This is a genomic window from Stutzerimonas marianensis (assembly GCF_022810315.1).
GTDB lineage: Bacteria > Pseudomonadota > Gammaproteobacteria > Pseudomonadales > Pseudomonadaceae > Stutzerimonas > Stutzerimonas marianensis.
The window spans coordinates 26,426-46,211 of record NZ_JALGRD010000014.1 but is presented as its reverse complement, the minus strand read 5'-3'; the positions used below and the strand labels follow the sequence as shown (position 1 = coordinate 46,211).

At 61.0% G+C, this 19,786-nt stretch carries 14 protein-coding genes; 1 reads left to right on the top strand and 13 read right to left on the bottom strand.

Annotation, left to right across the window (positions count from 1 at the left end; translation table 11 throughout):
• Window positions 1-98 precede the first annotated feature (98 nt).
• Both MST27_RS20610 and MST27_RS20605 read right to left on the bottom strand, forming a co-directional pair.
• Window positions 99-1,490: a DEAD/DEAH box helicase gene (locus MST27_RS20610; RefSeq protein ID WP_243607793.1), complete on the bottom strand. Its 1,392-nt coding sequence runs from the start codon at window positions 1,488-1,490 to the stop codon at window positions 99-101.
• A complete protein-coding gene (locus MST27_RS20605) occupies window positions 1,487-2,071 on the bottom strand; it encodes a hypothetical protein (RefSeq protein WP_126624708.1) in 585 nt (194 codons plus the stop codon). Before MST27_RS20605 ends, MST27_RS20610 begins: the two co-directional genes overlap by 4 nt.
• A 103-nt stretch (window positions 2,072-2,174) precedes the next feature.
• On the opposite strand from MST27_RS20605, the gene MST27_RS20600 reads away from it, so the two are divergent.
• Window positions 2,175-2,402, top strand: coding sequence for a helix-turn-helix domain-containing protein (locus tag MST27_RS20600; protein ID WP_126624709.1), 228 nt, complete (start codon window positions 2,175-2,177; stop codon window positions 2,400-2,402).
• Here MST27_RS20600 and MST27_RS20595 read toward each other — a convergent pair.
• The 11 genes from MST27_RS20595 to MST27_RS20545 form a co-directional block, all read right to left on the bottom strand.
• Window positions 2,399-2,617, bottom strand: a complete 219-nt coding sequence (locus tag MST27_RS20595) for a BPSL0761 family protein (protein WP_126624710.1) — start codon at window positions 2,615-2,617, stop codon at window positions 2,399-2,401. The two genes, MST27_RS20600 and MST27_RS20595, sit on opposite strands and share 4 nt — an antisense overlap.
• 69 nt (window positions 2,618-2,686) lie before the next feature.
• The gene (locus MST27_RS20590) at window positions 2,687-5,866 is read right to left on the bottom strand and encodes a type I restriction endonuclease subunit R (RefSeq protein WP_243607792.1); all 3,180 of its coding nucleotides are present in this window, start codon (window positions 5,864-5,866) and stop codon (window positions 2,687-2,689) included.
• A 64-nt stretch (window positions 5,867-5,930) separates the two neighbouring features.
• Window positions 5,931-7,190 (bottom strand): restriction endonuclease subunit S, encoded by a 1,260-nt coding sequence (locus MST27_RS20585; protein WP_243607791.1) that lies wholly within the window; start codon window positions 7,188-7,190, stop codon window positions 5,931-5,933.
• A complete protein-coding gene (locus MST27_RS20580; protein ID WP_243607790.1) occupies window positions 7,187-9,106 on the bottom strand; it encodes a type I restriction-modification system subunit M in 1,920 nt (639 codons plus the stop codon). Before MST27_RS20580 ends, MST27_RS20585 begins: the two co-directional genes overlap by 4 nt.
• A gap of 210 nt (window positions 9,107-9,316) precedes the next feature.
• The gene (locus MST27_RS20575) at window positions 9,317-10,939 is read right to left on the bottom strand and encodes a Tn7-like element transposition protein TnsE (protein ID WP_032174388.1); all 1,623 of its coding nucleotides are present in this window, start codon (window positions 10,937-10,939) and stop codon (window positions 9,317-9,319) included.
• Window positions 10,932-12,434, bottom strand: a complete 1,503-nt coding sequence (locus MST27_RS20570) for a TnsD family Tn7-like transposition protein (RefSeq protein WP_243607788.1) — start codon at window positions 12,432-12,434, stop codon at window positions 10,932-10,934. The genes MST27_RS20575 and MST27_RS20570 overlap by 8 nt, the downstream gene beginning before the upstream one ends.
• 1 nt (window position 12,435) lies before the next feature.
• The gene (locus tag MST27_RS20565) at window positions 12,436-14,046 is read right to left on the bottom strand and encodes an ATP-binding protein (RefSeq protein WP_046622200.1); all 1,611 of its coding nucleotides are present in this window, start codon (window positions 14,044-14,046) and stop codon (window positions 12,436-12,438) included.
• Window positions 14,039-16,099 (bottom strand): Mu transposase C-terminal domain-containing protein, encoded by a 2,061-nt coding sequence (locus MST27_RS20560; RefSeq protein WP_052742232.1) that lies wholly within the window; start codon window positions 16,097-16,099, stop codon window positions 14,039-14,041. The genes MST27_RS20565 and MST27_RS20560 overlap by 8 nt, the downstream gene beginning before the upstream one ends.
• Window positions 16,100-16,112: 13 nt before the next feature.
• Window positions 16,113-16,940 (bottom strand): heteromeric transposase endonuclease subunit TnsA, encoded by an 828-nt coding sequence (locus MST27_RS20555; RefSeq protein ID WP_046622206.1) that lies wholly within the window; start codon window positions 16,938-16,940, stop codon window positions 16,113-16,115.
• 144 nt (window positions 16,941-17,084) lie between these two features.
• The gene (glmS, locus tag MST27_RS20550) at window positions 17,085-18,935 is read right to left on the bottom strand and encodes a glutamine--fructose-6-phosphate transaminase (isomerizing) (protein ID WP_243607787.1); all 1,851 of its coding nucleotides are present in this window, start codon (window positions 18,933-18,935) and stop codon (window positions 17,085-17,087) included.
• Window positions 18,936-18,937: 2 nt separating this feature from the next.
• Window positions 18,938-19,720: a DeoR/GlpR family DNA-binding transcription regulator gene (locus MST27_RS20545; RefSeq protein WP_243607786.1), complete on the bottom strand. Its 783-nt coding sequence runs from the start codon at window positions 19,718-19,720 to the stop codon at window positions 18,938-18,940.
• Between the last annotated feature and the right edge of the window lie 66 nt (window positions 19,721-19,786).

Sequence of the window (19,786 nt, the reverse complement as noted above, 5' to 3'; positions counted from 1 at the left end):
TTCTACATCATTTGACAAGTCCTTTGACAAGAACTGTATAGCACAGCCTTACGCCTTGACAAGCGATCGTCGAGGTTCGATTGATGACGCTCGCCTCCTCAAAAGCAAGCCAACAGCAGCTGCCGGTAGTGCTGAGAAAAACTGACCTGATAGCTCGGCTCGGCAGAAAAATCCCCCAGAGAGTAGCCGCCCGCCGCACCAGCCCTTGGAGGCCGCCCAGCTTCGCCACCACTGCGACCATCGGCCTCGCTGCCAGCCCCCATCCCACCAGCCATCGAGCCAGAAGGGGCGGCGGCCATCTGCACCTGGCTCAGCACCGCCAAGTCATCCGGCAGATCATCCGCAATCCGCTCGGCAAAGCTACGCAATGTGGGCTCCGCCAGCATGAACAACCAGGCCTGGTCATCAGGTGCACCGATGCGCCGCAGCACCCGCCCCAGGACTTGCCGGTAGTGCAGCTCAGTACGGATGCGGCTGAGGTAGCAGCACACCTGCAGGCGGGGGATATCCGTACCCTCGCTGATCATCCCAACAGCGACGATCCAGCGGCAGTCGCTGCGCCTGAACGCATTGATCACCTGTTGGGCATCCGGAGTCCGGTTGGTCACTACGCGGCAACCGTCCCCTCTGGCTTCCAGAGCCTGGGCAATCTGCTGGGCGTGCTCAATATCGGTGGCGACCACCAGGCCGGCTGCATCCGGCTTGATCTGGCGAAGCTCATCCAGCTTGGCGCATCCCAGGCCGAGCAGTTGGTCGATCACCTCGTCATGGCGCAACAGCTCTTCGAAGGTGACGGGGGATTCACCAAGCAGCTTGGCGATGCTGGGGAACAGCCTGACGGTGCTCTCGGTCTCCAGTTCTTCAGTTAGCTTCACCTTCTGGTTATCGAGAAGGACGATGCGGGGCGCGCGGCACACCCCGTCGGCAATGGCCTCCCTCAGGCCATAGCGGTAATCGCAGATCAGGTGTCCCTCGGGGGACGAGTAGCGGGCCAAGGCAATGGCTCGGTCGTCCGAGCGCCATGGCGTGCCGGACAACGCCAAGGTGAAAGCGGCGCGATCCTGTATCCGTTGCAGGATCTGCTGTCCCCAGGCGTTGCTCAGCAGCGGATCATGCCCGGCGCAATGATGAATCTCGTCGAAGACAGCGAATACGCGGTAGTCGTCGAGGAGCCGCCAGAACGCCTCGTCACGGTAATCCATGGCCTGATAGGTATACGCAGCCCCCACAGCACCGAGCAGTCCATCTAGGCGCTTGCCGAGCACCGCCGCGAAGGTCGAGCGGAAGCCGTCGACGACCTGGCACGACGGTGCGAAGCACAGCACCAGATCGATCTTCCTTTGTTCCAGCAGGCAGCGGGCCAGTTCTGCAGCCATGCGCGTCTTGCCTGCGCCCGGAGTTGCTTGGCAGAAAAAGTGTGGCGAGGAAAGGAAGTGCTCCAGCGCCGTATCGATGCAGCGGCGCTGCCAGTCTCGCAGTGATGATGTCATCGCGTAGAGGCAAGCGTCTTGAGCGTCTTCTCGACAGCGCGAAGGTGTCCCAGCAGCCGCGAGCTGCGATCTCTGGCCTCCAAGTACTCGCCTTCGACCTTGTCGCGCAGATGCGGCATGTCATCGAGGAGCTGCTTGTAGCGCTCCGCCTCGCCCATCGCCGACAGGAAGTCCAGCCGGATTTCCTTGAGAAGAACTTCCAGATGCTGCTCCGCATCGGATGAAGGGTTGGATGGCACGCTTCCGTGCTCGGGGACTGACGGCTCCGGCTCGCACACGGCCTTGAGGCTGTTCTCGAACCCACCGTCGACCAGCTCCAGCTGCAGGTTCTCCGGGAACGGTTGCAGGTGGTAGACCTGTCCACGCGAGCGGCGCTCTTCATCAGGCAAGAGCCAACCTGCGCGGAGCATGCGACGGATCTGCTCGTATACATAGCGGCGCACATCGCCAAGACGGAAGGTCAGGCCTCCCAGGCGCTGGGCATAGGCATCCCGCAGCTCTCGGGTCGTGAACTGTGAGCGCCCTTCCTCTTGAAGCAGCTCATACAGGCGCCTGTCGAGGATGAACGTGGCGGGTTTCATACAGGCCCCCAAGGGGTCGTAGCGGAGAAATGCGGATTATAGTCCGTGGTCTATGCGTCCGCAAACGCAGGATAGTGCTGCCTCAAATGCAGTTGAGGCGGTCATGAATCAGTTGGCGAAAGCGTTGGGGGCACGCATCCGGACGCAGAGAAAGGCCTGTCGGCTTTCTCAGGATGCACTGGCGCTGGCCTGCAGCATCGACCGCAGCTACATGGGACGCATCGAGCGTGGCGAGGTGAACATCACCGTCGAGAAGCTGTACCGCATCGCCAGCCTGCTGAGCTGCGATCCAGCTTCCCTCCTGCCTCCAGTGTCGGAGTTACAGGGCTAGTCGATCCTGGAGCTCAGGAAAACCCACGGCAGGCCATCTTCGCGCTGCTCCTCCACCTTCCCGGCAAGCAGCACCTCATCGGCGGTTGGGTAATGACGCAACAGGCGATGCGCCTCCGTGCGCACGGCCTCAGGCAGTGCCTTATCACGAGACAAGTCGACCAGAAACTCGCGAGCTTGGATGATTGCGCGGGTGCGCTCACTCGGCATTGTCATGTTTTCCCCTCATGCAAGGCCCGACGGCCATAACGCCGTCGAGTACGGTCAAGCACCCGGTCAGCCTACTCAACCTCTGGCCGAACTCAACAGCTCCGCCCCCGCATCCTTCTTCAGCAGCTCATACACCACCGTCAGGAACACATCCCTCGTCGCCTCGTCGCTGAGCAGCTTGGTGGCCATGGTCTGGTGGCTGCTCATTGCGCCGGCGATGGCCTGGATCGCCTTGATCGGCAGGTCGGCCTTCATGGCCTGTTCCATGGGGTTGTTCTGCACCTGGGCCATCACCACGCTGTCGGTGCGCAGTTTCTCGGAGACGTGAACGGCGAAGGCCACCTGGTCGGTGTCGGTGATGCCCTGGCCGAAGGCATTGTTGAGCTTCTCGATCAGGTCGGTGAGGTACTGCTTCTCGCGATCGCGGGCCTCACGCAGGCCGTTGTCGGTCATGCCGTAAAGGCCCGGTACCTCGGCCTGCACAGCGACGCCGACCAGCCCTTCGCCCTTCTTGATCTTGTAGTGGCTGAGCTTGAGGTCGCCCAGATCCACCTGCTCGGCGCTGATACCCTTGAGGCGCTTGCGCAGCAGGCGGGCATAGCTGGCGAAGGCCTCCAGCGCCGGGTCACCGAACTCCACCAGCTGGGCGATGTACTCGTAGCTGCGCACGAACTTGGACAGGCTCTCGCTGAAGATCATCAGCTCGTCGCGCTTCTTGCAGTATTCCGCGCGCTGCACGTCGGCGTACTCCATGCCCTGTTCGTCACCGCTGTCGTGGGCCGTCTCCCAGGCCTTCTCCCACTGGTCGATGGCGTCGTTGAGGATCTTCAGCTTGCCGTTGAAGCGGTCGGTAGCCGCCTGGGTCAGGCTGTAGAGCTTCTGGTGGGTGACATTCTTGTCGACGATGGCCTCGCCGAACGCCGCCACTTCGGCCTGCTCGTATATGAACATGCCGTCCAGACGCTGCTTGATGTCGTAGACGATGTTCGGGTCCTGGACATCCGCCACCTGGGCGTCGCGGTAGAAGGTCTTGAACGCCGCGAGGATCTCCTCCGCCTCGTTGGCGAAGTCGATCACGTAGGTCTTGTCCTTGCCGGGGAAGGTGCGGTTCAACCGCGAAAGGGTCTGCACCGCCTCGACGCCAGAGATCTTCTTGTCCAGGTACATGGCCACCAGCTTGGGCTGGTCGAAGCCGGTCTGGTACTTGTTGGCGACGATCATCACCCGGTAGTCGGGCGTGTCGAACACCTTGCGCATGTCGCGCCCGTTCAGGCCGGGGTTGAGGTTAGCCTCGCTGAACTGGTGGTCCGCCGACAGGCTCGGCTCCTTGACCTCGGCATTGGGCACCTCGCCGGAGAACGCCACCATGGCTTGCACGTTGTCGTAGCCCTTGCGCTGGCAGTAGTCCTGCAGCGCCAGGTGGTACTTCACCGCCGCCGCGCGTGAGCCGGTGACCACCATGGCCTTGGCCTGGCCGCCGAGCAGGTGGGCGACGTTCTTGCGGAAGTGCTCGACGATCAGTTCGACCTTCTGGCCGACGTTCACCGGGTTGAGCGACAGCCACTTGGCCAGCGCACGCTTGCCGCTCTTCTCGTCCACGCGCTTGTCGTCGACGAACTCACTGCCAATTTTGAACGCTACCTGGTAGCTGGTGTAGTTCTTCAGCACGTCGAGGATGAAGCCCTCCTCGATGGCCTGCTGCATGGTGTAGAGGTGGAACGGCGCCGGCGGGTTGTCCTGGCTGACCGGCTGCGCCGGATTGCGCGGGCGGCCGAACAGGCTGAGGGTCGAATGCTTGGGCGTGGCGGTGAAGGCGAAGTAGCTGGCATTGCCCGGCCGCTGCCGCGACGACTGCCAGACCGACAGGCGCTGCTCCTTGCTGAGCTTCTCCCACTCCTCCTCGCTCTGTCCGGTGAGGACATAGCGCAGGTCGTCGGCGGTGCTGCCGCCGGTGGAGCTGTGCGCCTCGTCGATGATGATGGCGAAGCGGCGGTCGCGCAGGCTCTTCTCGCCGAGGATGGCCTTCTGCGCGTAGGGGAAGGTCTGCAGGGTGCAGACGATGATCGGCACGCCGTCCAGCATCGCCTTGGCCAGCTGCTGGCTCTTCGGCAGGCTGGACTGCTGGCGGTCGATGGCGCAGACCACCCCGGCCTGATGCTCGATCTGCTGGATGGCGTCCTGCAGCTGCTGGTCGAGCACCTGGCGGTCGGTCACCACGATCACGCTGTGGAAGTACGGCTCGCCGTCCGGGCGACGCACGCGGATCAGCGAGTGCGCGGTCCAGGCGATGGTGTTGGTCTTGCCGGAGCCGGCGCTGTGCTGGATCAGGTACGGCTGGCCGACGCCCTCGACGCGCACCGCATCGATCATCCGCGTTACGCCTTCCCACTGGTGGAAGCGCGGGAAGATCAGCGCCTCCTTGTAGTAGGTCTTGCCGCTGGCGTCCTGGGCCTCCTTGCGCTCCTGCAGCACGAAGCGCTGGAAGATGTGCAGCCAGTTTTCCTTCTGCAGCACGCGCTCCCAGAAGTAGCTGACCGGATAGCCGTCCTCGCAGGGCGGATTGCCGGCCGCCCCATCGTTGCCGCGGTTGAACGGCAGGAAGAAGGTCGAGTCGCCGGCCAGCTTGGTGGTCATGCGGATGTCGCTGTCGCTCATGGCGAAATGCACCACCGCACCGCGCTTGAAGGTCAGCAGCGGCTCGCTGCCGCCGCTCTTGCGCTCGGGACGGCGGTCCATACGGTACTGCTGCATGGCAGCCTGCACCGACTGGGTGAAGTCGGTCTTCAGCTCCACCGTGGCCACCGGGATGCCGTTGATGAACAACGCCAGGTCGATCTCGTCGGCCTTGTCCAGCGAGTAGCGCAGCTGCGGCACCACGCGCAGGCGGTTGGCGGCGTAGCGCTGGATCACCGTGTCGTTGCGCTCGTCCTCGGGCAGGCCCTGGCTCATCGCCAGGGTGCCGCCGCCAGCCACGGCGAAGCCATAGCGCAGCACGTTCACCGTGCCGCCCTCGGCCTTGTTCTCCAGCTGCTTGACCAGCCGGTCGAGGATCACCGCCTCGGTGCCGGCGCCGTTCATGGCGCGCAGCTTGGCCATGGCCTGCGGCTGGGCATCGTCCAGCCAGCCGATCACGTCCTCGGGAAATAGCGCACGCGCGGCGTCGTAGTCGGCAGACTTGCCCACCCGCCACCCTGCAGCCTCCAGCTGCTCGACGATGTGGCGTTCCAGTTCGCATTCGTGGTGGATGTGGCTCATGGGCCTTTCCTTGCTCCAGGTATTGGTTGCCGATTCGGAACGCGGTGCGCTCCGAATCAACGGGTCATACGGCTTCGCGCAAGTCGATCTGGCCGGTGATGGCGGCGGTGACCAGGGCAGCGCGACGCTCCTTCAGAAGGACGATGCTGCGGTTGGTTTTGGCGAGCAAACCATCCAATCTGCTTGCTCTTTCCTGCACTGCCTGAAGAATCTGGCACTGCTCATCATCACCCGGCAGCGGTACAGGCAATTCCATCAGATTACTTGAGGAAATGGATGCCAGATTCGTACTCTGCTTCGAGCGCCCCATGAAATAAAACTGGGCAGCACTGGAGCTGGTGTATGCATTCAACCACTCGGGCCGGACCGAGTGAGGACGAACGGCAAAAACGTGGTTCTGATGAATACAGGGGTCAATCTGCCCATGCCAGACATGCCCTCGGCCGAGCTTGTCAAAGTCACCACCTTCATTCATCAGCACATCACCTGGCTGCAGCAGGTAGCGAGACAGATCAGCACTAGACACTTCTAAGGTTGCAACCTCGTCCAGATCAAGGTAGCCATCCTGCACGTTGGCAACGCGCAGATATGGAATCTCAACAGTATCCTTGTCTGCATTGTCTTTGCCCTTTGCAATGCCGGTCTGCACCGTAGCAACGAACTTCAGACGCTTGACCTCCCAATGCTCCGGCACCTCTCCCAGCCACTCCACGCCGGAGTCCTTCATCTTCACGTTGGGATCGAGGCCCTTGGTGACGGCATGGGTGATCAGCGCCTGGCGCTTTTCGCGCAGCAGCTCGATAAAGCGGGTCTTCTTCGCCACCAGCGCGTCGATGCGGGCGGTTTCGCGATCGAGGTGGTTAGCAATAACCTGTTGCTCTTCGAAGCCTGGGAAAGCAACAAGGTGCGAGCCCAGCACACTTTTAGTCATGCTTGGCAACGCGGTGTTTGTTGAGTACATGTCGAAAGGGATGGTCGTTGCGATGTAGTACGCAAATCGCCCATGTGCTCCAGGCTTTATGATCGACCAGTACATGGTGTCTACCGCCCAGAAAGCACCATTGACGTAGAGCGGCTTATCAATGGTTCCTTTTCTACCTAGAAGGACCGACTCCCCGTCGTACATCCGCTTCGAAGAATATGCGAACGGACCACCAGAGCCGATCACGGGGTAACCGTCATCCGACTCAACCTCTTTGTAATCCGAGCCGTTTTCGATCTGAATAGTTGCCTTGTACGGGCCAATAGTCCAATGCTCCGGCACCTGCCCCAACCACTCCACCCCGGAATCCTTGTAGGCCGGATACGGCTTGTAATGGCTCATGCCGTCACCTCCCCCAGCAGCGCGGCGATCTCGGCTTCCACCGCCTTGAGATCGGCATCGATCTCAGCCAGCGGGCGCGGCGGCTGGTAGACGTAGAAGTAGCGGTTGAAGTTGATCTCGTAGCCGACGATGCCGACCTGACCATCCTTCGCGTCCGTCTTGCCGGTGTCGATCCAGGCGTCCGGCACATGGGGCAGCACCTCGCGCTCGAAGTAGTCCTGGATGGACTGGTTGAGGGGGACGTTCTCGAACTCGCGCAGATCAGAATCCGACTGCACATTGCCCTTGTCGTCCAGCACCGGCTGGGCCTCGGCGTCACGTTCGCCGAAGCAGGCCAGCACAGCCTTCTGCGCGCCCTTGGAGAGCTTCTTGATGCCTGCGGCCTTGAGGAAAGCCGGCAGGTTGTCGAAGCTGCCTTCCACCGTGGCGAAGGCTTCGGCCTGATCGGAGCCCTTGGTGTTCTGGTAGGTGGCGAGCTTGTCCGCGGTGACCGAGAAGCGCAGGCGCAGCGGGCGCTCGACGGTGATGCGCCGGTAGCCGAAGTCGGTGGTGGCGAAGATCTTGCTGTTCGGGCCTTCCTCGAACGCTTCGTGCAGCTTGGCGATCTCGGCGATCTGCTCATCGGACAGGTACTTGCGCTTGCTGCCCAGGCTCTTGCGCATCGGTGCGTGCATGGCGCTGGCATCGATCAGCTGGACCTTGCCCTTGCGCAGCGCGTCCTTGTGGTTGGAGAGAATCCACACGTAGGTGCCGATGCCGGTGTTGTAGAACAGGTCGGTGGGCAGCGCGATGATCGCCTCCAGCCAGTCGTTCTCCAGAATCCAGCGGCGGATCTCCGACTCGCCCGAGCCGGCGCCACCGTTGAACAGCGGCGAGCCGGACAGCACGATGCCGATGCGGCTGCCGCCCAGCTCAACCGGCTTGCGCTTGGACAGTAGGTGCATGAGGAACAGCAGCGAACCATCGCCCACCCGTGGCAGGCCGGGACCGAAGCGGCCGGCGAAGCCCTGCTGGCTGTGCTCGTCCTGCACCTGCTTCTGTACCTTCTCCCACTTCACGCCGAACGGCGGGTTGGCCAGGCAGTAATCGAACTGCTCGTGGGGCAACTGGTCATTGCTCAGGGTGTTACCGAGCTTGATGTTGCGGGTCTCGAAGCCCTGGATCAGCTTGTCCGCCACGGAGATGGCGTAGGTTTCCGGGTTGAGTTCCTGGGCGTAAGGCACCAGGCGGGCATTGGGGTTCCACTCGCCCACCTGCTCGATGGCCGAGGACAGGAAGCCGCCGGTGCCAGCGGCGCAGTCGTACACGGTACGCACCACACCCTCGCCATTGAGCGCCTGATGATCGGGGGCGAATACCAGGGTGGTGGCCAGGCGCACCACGTCGCGCGGGGTGAAGAACTCCCCGGCGGTGTCGTTGGCCGACTCGGCGAACTTGCGGATCAGGTGCTCGAACACCAGGCCCATTTCGTGGTTGCTGATGGCTTCCGGGTGCAGGTCGATGCTGGCGAACTTCTGCGTCACCAGGTACAGCAGGTTGGCGGTTTCCAGCTTGGCCAGCCAGCCGTCGAAGGCGAAGTGCTCGAACACCTGACGGGCGTTGGCAGAGAACTTGGCGATGTAGTCCTCGAGGTTCGCCCGCGTACTGGTGGAGCCGAGGCTGGCCAGGGAGAACTGCGAGACGTTGTAGAAGGTCGCGCCGGCCGTGCCGGGCAGCAGCAGGTCGAGATCAACGCCGCTGGCGTGGAGCGCCTGGTACTGCGTGCGCACCGCCTCGCGGGTCGGTTCCAGCACGCACTCCAGACGACGCAGCACGGTGAACGGCAGGATGATGCGGCCAAACTCGGACTGCTTGAAGTCGCCACGCAGCACGTCGGCCACGTTCCAGATGAAGTCGGCGAGGTTTTGCTGGTTCACAGGCTGATCCTTACGGAAATCGGGAACGCGCCTGAATGCCGCGTCCCTGCAGGGTGTCTAGATAGGTGGAGAACCTTAACCGCTCGGCTGGGCGGGAGCCAGTAGCCGGCCGTGCCTACACCGCCTTGGCACGGCTCCGGGCAGTTTCGGGGAGGCTACCTGGAGCGCACGACAAGATGTGTCGCAGCCGAACTGCGGTGCATTCTGCAATCAGCCTAGGGCCGCGCGTATCCGCTGCTTCCATCCAGATACTCTGGCCTGATAGGCATCAGGCGGACCTTCTTTCGGGTGATGCACAGAGTGCAAAGGCTCACAGTACTTCGCCATGGTGCCTGGCCAGCGCAACGAGCCTTTCACTGTCTCCCTCAAGATTCTGTCTATGCATTTTCCTGCCTCAACACCGGCTTTGAAGCCCATGATCCGCGTTGACATGGTCTTCCGGTTGTCTGAGGTATCTATTTCTAGAAGGTAGCGTTGATCGCCGTTTTGTAGTTTGAACCTTGCCAGCAGATAGCAGCGTGATTTTTCGTGATCGATCATGTGGTAGCTGCAACGTGGAACGGGCGGCAGAGGCCTCACCTCCAGTGCTACCAGCGCAACTCCAGACTCTTGGGTGATTTGTTCAAGAATCTCTCGGAGCAGCGAGAAACGATCTGCAAGCCGTTCATGCTCGTCCCCATCACCCTCTCCCTCACCCAATTGTTGGAATTCTCCTGACGCTATGCTGCCCTCGCTCACAGGATCAGCCACACCGAAGAGTTGGCTTTCTCTGCTCGGGCATTGCTCGTCGTCGACCTTCTTGCCATGAGCGTTGGCACGCTCCCCGTTGTAGGCGATCTTGGTGCGCAGCTGAGCATCAAACGTGACTCCCTCAACGGGCAGGTGAATCAACCTCTGCTCCTTGGCAGCAGTCGGCTCTTCGTCAGTATCCACCTCCAACTCCTTGGCTCCCGATGGCACGGATACACAGCCTGTGCTATCTCCCCTGACGGGTAACTTGAGAGCAGGATGGTGGAAAAAAATATCACCGCGATGGCTAAACCGGAGCCCCTGAAGCTTTTCGATCTCCCAGACCAGCAATTCGTTGCTTTCCGGATCAAAGGGGCCTCGCACATCCATGGTGGTACCCACGAGGGAAGGGGGTGCCATGAAGTCGAACTGCCACCTGGCATACGCCGACTCTTGCGGTACCCGCTCTTGCCTTTGATTGAGGCTTTGCCAGATTGACTCGAAGGATCGCTTCACATCCTGATTCAGCAGCAGCCAACTGAAATGGTCTCTGTATCCCTTGATTTTGAGAAGCTGACTTGGCGCACCTGTCTTCGGGGGCGTATGGATATGAACAACATCGCCTTCTCTGTAGAGCGTGAAGACCATGTCCAAGCCATTCGGTGCGAAGGCTGCACGGACGATGAAGGCAGCGTGGAAGAACAGTTTTCGCGCCAGCTCGAATTTCGGCAACCAGACGGTCAGACCATCGACCTCGAACACAAAGCATCGCTGTCCAGATATCTCAGGATTTGCAGCAAGCCTTCTGGCCAGACGTGGGCACTCACCCAACTGCCGTTCCCGCCAGGTATCTATTGCAGGAAGCACCACCGTCTTCTTGAAACCACTGGGACGATAAGGAGCCCCTTCTTCGCCAAGAAACTCGCGACCAACGGCCAAGACACACGACATCTCCGGTGCGAACCGCTGCAGCTGCAGCTGACCGTTACGCTCAAAGAGAGCCGCCAAGCGCCACTCGGCCGCCGAAGTCGGGGCCCTGAAAAAATTTCCAACGGCCAGCAACCTGGATCCGTTCGGGATCTGACGAAATACTGTCCTATTCAATCCAACTTCCTACCAATCGAATGAACTCAGTGGTCAGAGGTGCCATCTTGCTCTTTTCTAACCCACAACGCTTTTCCAGCTCCCAGCGCCTGGACGTTATGCCAGTCTGTACATCCTCCAGCATTGCTGCAGTCAGGCGACGGATCTGATATTCCCCGACAGACTCGGCATAGCGATCCAGGAAAGTACGGCACAGGGGCAGTTGAGCGAGATGATGCTCGACTGATGCCCGATGGGGTAGCTGCTGCAGGAACCAGTTGCGACTCCTGCGCGGAAGGCTCCGGTCTTCTTCGCTGTCTCTGCCAATTCGGATCAGCAGGCGTACCAGCTTTCTGTCCCGCGCTTGCCAGTCAACATGGCTGTTGTTGCCCTGTCGGCGCGGTCTGGCCTGATTTGCAGCCATCAGCCAGCTTCGGTCATGACGATAGAGCCAGGCGTAACATGCCTCTCCTCCGTTTTGCCTGGCAGCCTTGGCGCCACCGTGATTAGCCAGTGCTTGCAGCCAAACGGCTCGGTATTGCTGCTTTTGTTCAAACTCAGCGGGGAGCAGCTGCACTGACCGGTCGGAGGCAAGGTCGACCTGGCGAGTCTTCGCCTCGCTGATCAGCTCGCCAGCATGCTGGCCGGGGCGCAGACTGGTCCAGACGATCAGATGCTGCAGCGCACTGAATCCCTTGCGATGCTTCCTGAACATCGCCAACAGCCAGGGCGGAGGCTCCCCGGATGTCAGCAGACCGTTCGCAGCAAGCCAATCCCTGCGATGGGATGCCAGGATCTTCTCCCAGATGACTTCAGCCCTGACCTGCCGGCCGCGCCTGGCGCCGCACTCTGTAGCCAGGTACCGGTACAGGTTGGTCCAGCGTCCGTAGCCAGGCGATTGCACCTCTTCGAGCGCCAGCAGCTGCATAGCAGCCTTGGCGAGCCTGATAGCCTCTTCGCCCACGGGACTCACGCGAAGATCACGGGGCAGAAACAGTGGAGAGGCTGGATGAAACTCGTGCCGCTGCGCTCGACGGAACGGGATAGGTGAGTTCAGGAGCTGACAGCCATGCTCGGGACAGGCATCTATCCCTTGAATCTGCCAGCTACGCCGCCAGAAGGGTTCACCGTAGCGCGCAGCCATATCTTCAAAGCAGATCGGGCAGTAACGCAGCCAATCGGGCCACTTGACCAAGGCCGTCGAGGCCCCAGACAGACCAATCGTCGGCCGGTCGGGAGCAAGCATGGCCTGAAAAAGATCGGTACGGCGCTCCGGCGGAATGAAAGGGGCATAGAGCGGGAACAGCGTGTGATTCAGGATTATGCCTTCCGCATCCAAGCCCGTGTTGTTCGCCAACGCAGTCAGGTGTGTGGGCAGATCGGTGATCGCGGCAACCTTGCTGTCACCGAAAAGCATGTGCAGCAAGGTCTTGTGGTTGCCTATCCCCAGATGTACCCGGCACCGGGCAATACCGCTGTAAAGCAGTTCGTCCGGGTAGAGCCTGGGGAAGTACATGTCAGCTCGCTCTCAGCAGAGGCCGCAGATCGAGGATCAAGCCAGCCTGCTTGAATCTGTCATAGGCCTCGCTTTCAGGCCCATCGGCATAACGTCGGCGCAGATCCTCCTCGGATAGGCCCCCCCACTCCGTCCGCTTAACTCTGGAAATGCCGGGCCTCTTGGGAGCGTCCTGCGCGAGGTAGGCCGTGGCCTTGTGAATCAGGGCCGCCAGCGGGATGTCCGGATTCTCCGCCAACAATTCATCGGCCATGGGAATGGCAATGTCCCTCGGGATTTCCATACCTTCGAGCAGGGCGGCCAGCCGCTTTGCCTTGTCATCAGCCGGAGGGGCCGGCGGTTTAGGTTGGGGGACGCTATCCAGAGAGCGAGTCAGGGTCAGCAACCGTCCCTCGATCTCTGGCATCAGCAGGTCGTCATATTTGGCGATCAGCTCGGGCCTACCGCTCCGCAAGGCCGCTAGCATCGGATGGACCGGTTTGAACTCGTCCTCGAAAACCCTGCGCAGCAACAGCGGCTTGATGCACTCGACACCTGTCACTATCGCCCGGATCTGCGCCAGCGCGAACAGCTTGATGACGATGTCCATGACCCCTTGGGTGAGGTCGTACATCGTAGCCTCCAGTTCATCATCCAGCGGCGCCGCATTTCGCAGCCACTGATACTTCCAGAGCCGCTTCAACAGACGCTTCCAATGCTCGTCCCGAGGCAACCTATCCCAGCGGATGCTGCCCAACCCGGAGACCCGCCGAGCAGCCCGGAACGTGCGCTGGAAGAACTTGCTGGCCCGGTGGGTGCCGACCTGAATGATCGGAACACCGATGGTGTTCACCAGCGACACGAAGAAATTGTGCATTTTTTCGGCACCACCGGAGCGTGCCTCGTTGAGGTTCTGAACCTCGTCGATGATCAGCACTCCGAGCGCGTGCAGATTGGCTACCTGGCACATGGATGCCAGCAGACGTTTGGTACCCAGCTTCTTGCGTCCGTGGCTACGGCTGTAGTGGGTACCTAGGATCTTGTCTACTTCGTTGAAGAAGCTCAGGCACAGCTCATCCAAGTCACCATCAATTGGGCAGTCGACCTTCAGATAGACCAGTTGAGTGATGTTGTAATCAGGGTGATGGAGGGCTTGGGGGTACATGCCCAGAATCCGCTCCAGCGTGCGCGTCTTGCCGCAACCGGAGCAGCCGAACAGCGACAGGCTGTTGGCCGTAGAGGAGACACTCTGGTACACCGCCGCATCCAGATCCTCCTCCTCGACACGGCGATAGCCATTCTGCAGGTGCGCATACCAGGCACCACTGGCCGGATTCCGACCGATGTACCCTTGACGGATCATCAGGCTGATCTTGCTCTCCAGCTCCAAGTGATGGCTCAGCGGCTGGAAGAAGCCGTGCAACAGGCGGGCAATTGCATGTGCCCTGAGCCGACCATCCAGAAGCGCCTCCTGCGGCTCGAAACCGGGAAGCTGCTGCAATAGACCGACCACCTCCTGCAGATCAGGAATCGGAGGCAATGCGCTGATGAGCGGATTGTCCTGATACTCAGGAAGCTGCTGCTCCTGGTAACGCGCCAGGGGAATGACTCCGCGCTGGAATTCTTCAGTCATCCTCTTCCTCCTTGAATATCAGGTCACTGAGATCTGGGAAGGCATAATCTTCCTGCTTCTCGCCCCGCAGTGGGATCACCTCGGCTGGCTTTTTCTGCTGTGATTTCTCCAGTTTGAATGCTGTTTTCTGGCGTTCCTGGCGCTTTTCCTGCTGCTTGTTCTCGCGGATCTGGGTTCCCAGATCCTTCGTGGTCATACCCGTTTTGACCGGACTGGCATCCTCTGCCTGGGCAACGATGGACTCGATCTGCTTCAGAAGATTGCCTCTCTCTACCAAAGCTTCCGCCGCCGCGTTGGTATCGCTACGCCGTTCCTCTCTGGACAGCAGCCAGACATCCCAGAAGGTCATCCCCCTGAAGCGTCGACTGCGGTCGGCAAGATCGCAAACCCAGTAGTCCTTGAGACTATTGGATGGCCGCAGGTAGATGTGGTCGGCGCTACGCGGATCGTATGCGACCGTTACCCCTGTCGGCCGGCGCCCCTGACCTCGGTGAAACCAACCCTCCCTGATTGCTTCCTGGCAGGTGTAGAAGCAGCCGAACAGCCTGATTCCCAGCTCCGAAACCGTGGCCGACTCATGGGGCAAAAGATTGATCCGCACCAACTCCTCGGGCGCAGTACGTAATCGGCCGGTCAGGTTGGCCAAGCCCCAGTTCCACAGCATGACAGGGATGGCTGGCAGATCGCCCGGCATACCAGAGGTCCTGTCGTATTTGCTCAAGGTGTGAAAGTTGTTGTGGTAGAGGATGCCGGCAATGATGATCTGGGTGAACTCGGGCAAGGTCAGACTGGCATCAAGTCTGTAGTCGTGGCCACCCCGCTTCCGGCTGGTGGTGTCCTCGACCACACCGCTGGCATAGGGCTTGAAACGCTCTTGCACCGTCCGGAAATAACGCTCGACGATCCCCTTGGCATCTCCTCGCCTGGCCGGTGCATTCTCGATGCGAACGCCGAAGGCTTGGGAAAATGCTTCCACCTTGGTGCCATTCAGTTCGCCCTTATCGGCCAGCACCACATCCGGCAAGCCTTTGACCGGCCAGTCGCTGGCATCGATCTCCACGCCATACTGGCGGCAATACTCAACCTTGTCGGCGACCGTGTTGGCCAATGCCACCATGGCACTGACCCAGGAAGGCCCCTCGAATCCGACGTACATACCAACGACCATGCGGCTGAACACGTCGATCACCATGTAAACAACAGGCCTGCCGACGATAAGGCTGCGATCATGTTCTGAAACCAGATAGATATCGGCGATGGTGGCATCTATCTGGTAGCGGTATCCGGGCCCCAGTGCCTCGGTCGTCGATGTACTGCTGAGAGGTCGGAAATCCTTGGCAAAATCCACTGCGGACACCCTGCGTGGCAAGGTGTCGGTGAAGTGATATTCGCGCCCATAGAAGTAACGGAATTGCCCCAATGTAGGCAGTTCGGAGGTCGTCAGCTCCGGCAGAACAGCACGGAGCAGGTTCAGCCCAGAGGCGTAGGCATCAGGAATGGACGGATGCTTTTCCTTGAGCAAGCGTTCTTCGATGACCCGGCGAAAAATGCGCTCGATGTCCGGCGTGACATTGCTCCCTTTCCCCTCCATCACCACTCTGGGCCTGCCCAGCTTGGCCTGGTTCGGCTTTCTGCGCTTGCCACGGGCGCCCGAGTTGACATAGTCCGGCAAGAGGGCATTCCTGCACATGCCTCGCTGCCAGTAGCGCCTCAGTAACCTGTACACCGTCTGATTGGTGACACCATGGCGCTCCATGATGCCTCTGACAATGAGCCCTCTGGGGCGCCGCACGAAAAGCTGGGGATCGTGCACAAAATCCGCCAGCATGGTCCAAGCTTCATCACGCTTCTGCTGATCAAGAGAACCTTCCTCCACCTCCCGTAGGACTGTCTCCTCGAAGGGATCGGCAATGCTCTCCAGCTCCCGCTCCATGAGCAGACGCTCCAGCTCTGCAACCGATATCGGTTCGGGCAACGCCGTGTCCGAATCGATATCGATCCAGATGGCCTGCTCGATGCCGGACCACAGCAGGCGCTTTCGCAGTTCCCCTATCCGGAACACCTGATTAACGGGAAACACTGCTCAGCTCCTGATGCATTTGATGAGCGTTGGCAACCAGGTCTTTCGGCTTCAGCTCCCGGTAAGGGATTTCCAGATCGAAAAGGAAACAGTGCCGGGCCAGCAACTGGCGTAGCCAATAGAGCGCCAGCCCGGCCTCCAGCTGGCCGGAGGTATCCAGTCCTTGGGCAATAGCGGTCAGCTTCTGGTCTGGGTGACGCTGAAACTCGAGCAGAAACAGCTGCTGGTAATGGGCGAGATCGTCCTGAGCGATGTCGTCTTCAGCATGGGCAGGATAGAGCCATTGGATGTTGGCAAATGCCTCCCTGGATACCTCACGTTCCGTGACGATGGCCCAGGGAATACCTTTTTCCTGCCAGTAGCGCCTTTCAAGCTCAAGCCTCTCGATGACTTCAGGCTTCTGCAGGTCAGCACTGTATTTGGCCTGAATCGCGATGCTCGGGCGCTGAGGATCTTCGAAGTCCACCAGAAAGTCGCTGGTCAGTACCTGCGGGGTGCCCTTGTAACGCCCGTGGGGCAGGCCAAGCTCCTCGGCGATGCGCACCGTATCTTCGACCCTCATCGGAAACTGTTCACGGATATCGGTGACATGAGGAGACCGATCCAAGGTCAGGAAGATGGCCAGTTCAAGATCGGATAGAAGATGGTGTAAACGCCGGGTCTTGCTGCCAGGCAGGCGGTGGGAGCGCCCCAGCGAGGATACGTCCCTGGTGTAGATAAACGGCTTGTAGTCCACCCCCTGGCCTTGGCCACGCCCGTCCTTGAGCCTTCTATCGATCTGGGCCTGGGTCAGCCCCTTGAATGTTCCAGACATGAGAAAGCCTGCCCCCGCTATGTCGATGACTTCAACATAGCGGATGCAGGCTCAGGATGAAACTTTATTTATAAGGATGATACTTTATTTGTACGGATGAATCTTTATTTGCATCCCACAGCCGCTTCCCTGGCCGTCCTTGCGTCATTCGACGGTGACGGACTTGGCCAGGTTGCGGGGCTGGTCAACATCGGTTCCGCGCAGCACGGCGACGTAATACGACAGCAGTTGCAGCGGCACGGTGTAGAGGATCGGCGCCAGGATGTCGTGGATGTGCGGCATGCTCAGGCTGACGATGCCTTCGCCGTCCTCGATGCCGGCCTCGCGATCGGCGAAGACGATCAGCTCGCCGCCCCGCGCGCGCACCTCCTGCAGATTCGACTTGAGCTTTTCCAGCAGCTCGTTGTTCGGCGCCACGGTCACCACGGGCATGTCGGCGTCCACCAGCGCCAGCGGCCCATGCTTGAGCTCGCCCGCCGGATAGGCCTCAGCGTGGATGTAGGAGATTTCCTTGAGCTTGAGCGCGCCCTCCATCGCCACCGGATACTGCGCGCCGCGCCCCAGAAACAAGGTGTGATGCTTTTCGGCGAAATGCTCGGAGATCTTCTCGACCTGGCTATCCATCGCCAGCGCCTCACCCAGGCGGGTCGGCAGACGACGCAGCTCGGAGACCAGCTCGGCCTCGTCGGCGGCCGCCAGCGTGCCGCGCACCTGGCCCAGCGAGAGCGTCAGCAGCAGCAACCCGACCAGCTGGGTGGTGAAGGCCTTTGTCGAGGCGACACCGATCTCCGGCCCGGCCTGGGTGAGCAGCGTCAGGTCGGACTCGCGCACCAGCGAGCTGGTGCCGACGTTACAGATCGCCAGGCTCGCCAGGTAACGACCCTCCTTTTCCGTACGCGCCTTGGCGTTGCGCAGCGCCGCCAGCGAGTCGGCGGTTTCGCCGGACTGGGAAATGGTGACGAACAGGGTGTCCGGCTGCACCACCACCTTGCGGTAGCGAAACTCGCTGGCGACCTCGACCTGGCAGGGAATCCCGGCCAGCTCTTCCAACCAGTAGCGTGCCACCATGCCGGCGTGATAGCTGGTGCCGCAGGCGACGATCTGCACATTGCGCACCTTGGCGAACAGGTCGGCCGCCTGGGGGCCGAATGCCTGCACCAGCACCTGCTGGTCACCCAGCCGTCCTTCGAGAGTGCGCTGCACGACCTTGGGCTGCTCGTGGATCTCCTTGAGCATGAAATGGCGATACTCGCCCTTGTCGGCGGCCTCGGCGCCCTCGTGGTATTGCACGCTTTCGCGCTCGACCGGCTGGCCTTCGACATTCCAGATCTGCACGCTGTCACGGCGGATCTCGGCGATGTCGCCTTCTTCCAGGTACATGAAACGGTCGGTCACCTGGCGCAAGGCCAGCTGGTCCGACGCGAGGAAGTTCTCGCCCATGCCTAGACCGATTACCAGCGGGCTGCCACTACGCGCCGCAAGCAGACGATCCGGTTGCTGAGCGCTGACCACCGCCAGGCCATAGGCACCATGGAGCTCCTTGACCGCGGACTTCAGCGCGACGGCAAGATCGCCGAACTCGCCCAGCTTGTGGTGCAGCAGGTGAACGATGACCTCGGTATCGGTATCGGACAGGAACACATAGCCCATGCCCTTGAGCTGGTGGCGCAGCGCTTCGTGGTTTTCGATGATGCCGTTGTGCACGACGGCCAGGTCGTCACCGGAAAAATGCGGGTGCGCGTTACGTTCACAAGGCGCGCCATGGGTGGCCCAGCGGGTATGGGCAATGCCGAGCCGGCCAGTGATCTGCTCCTGCTGCTGAGCCGTCTCCAGCTCGGCGACCTTGCCCGAACGGCGCAGGCGATGCAGCGTGCCCGAGGCATCGAGGACGGCGATGCCGGCGCTGTCATAGCCTCGGTATTCCAGGCGCTTGAGCCCTTCGAGCAGAATTGCGGTGATGTTGCGTTCGGCGACGGCGCCAACGATGCCACACATGGTCAGGTCTCCTGATGGGTTTCAACGGCCACGCAGATCAGCTTGACGCCGCGGGCCTGAATGCTCGAGCGCGCCTCGTCAGTGAGGCGATCGTCGGTGATGAGGGTGTGAATCCGATTCCAGGGAAGTTCCAGATTGGGGATGCGCCGGCCGATCTTGTCCGACTCGGCCAGTACGATCACTTCGCGCGCCACCTCGGCCATCACACGCGAAAGGCCAAGCAGTTCGTTGAACGTCGTGGTGCCGCGCTGCAGGTCGATGCCGTCGGCACCGATGAACAGCTGGTCGAAATCATAGGAGCGCAGGACCTGTTCGGCCACTTGCCCCTGGAAGGATTCGGAGTGTGGGTCCCAGGTTCCACCGGTCATGAGCAGCGTGGGTTCGTGCTCCAGCTCGCGCAGCGCGTTGGCGACGTTCAGCGAGTTGGTCATGACCAGCAGACCATGCATGCGGCCCAGGTGCGGAATCATCGCCGCGGTGGTGGTGCCGCTGTCGATGATGATGCGGGCATGCTCGCGGATGCGGTCGACAGCCGCACGGGCGATGGCCTGCTTGTATGGCGATACAGGGAGCGCGGTGTCGCCGATCAGTTCCTGCGGCAAGGGCACTGCGCCACCGTAGCGACGCAGCAGCAGGCCGTTCTTTTCCAGCGCGGCGAGGTCCTTGCGGATGGTGACCTCGGACGTCTCGAAACGCCCGGACAATTCATCGACACTCACCTCGCCCTGCGCATTGAGCAGGGCAAGAATGGCGTGACGACGTTGCGGTGTGTTGCGTTTCGACATTGATAAGTTTCGATTCGAAAGAAAGTGCGCGAATCAAAACCTAATCTGCGGCAGCCGTCAACGGCT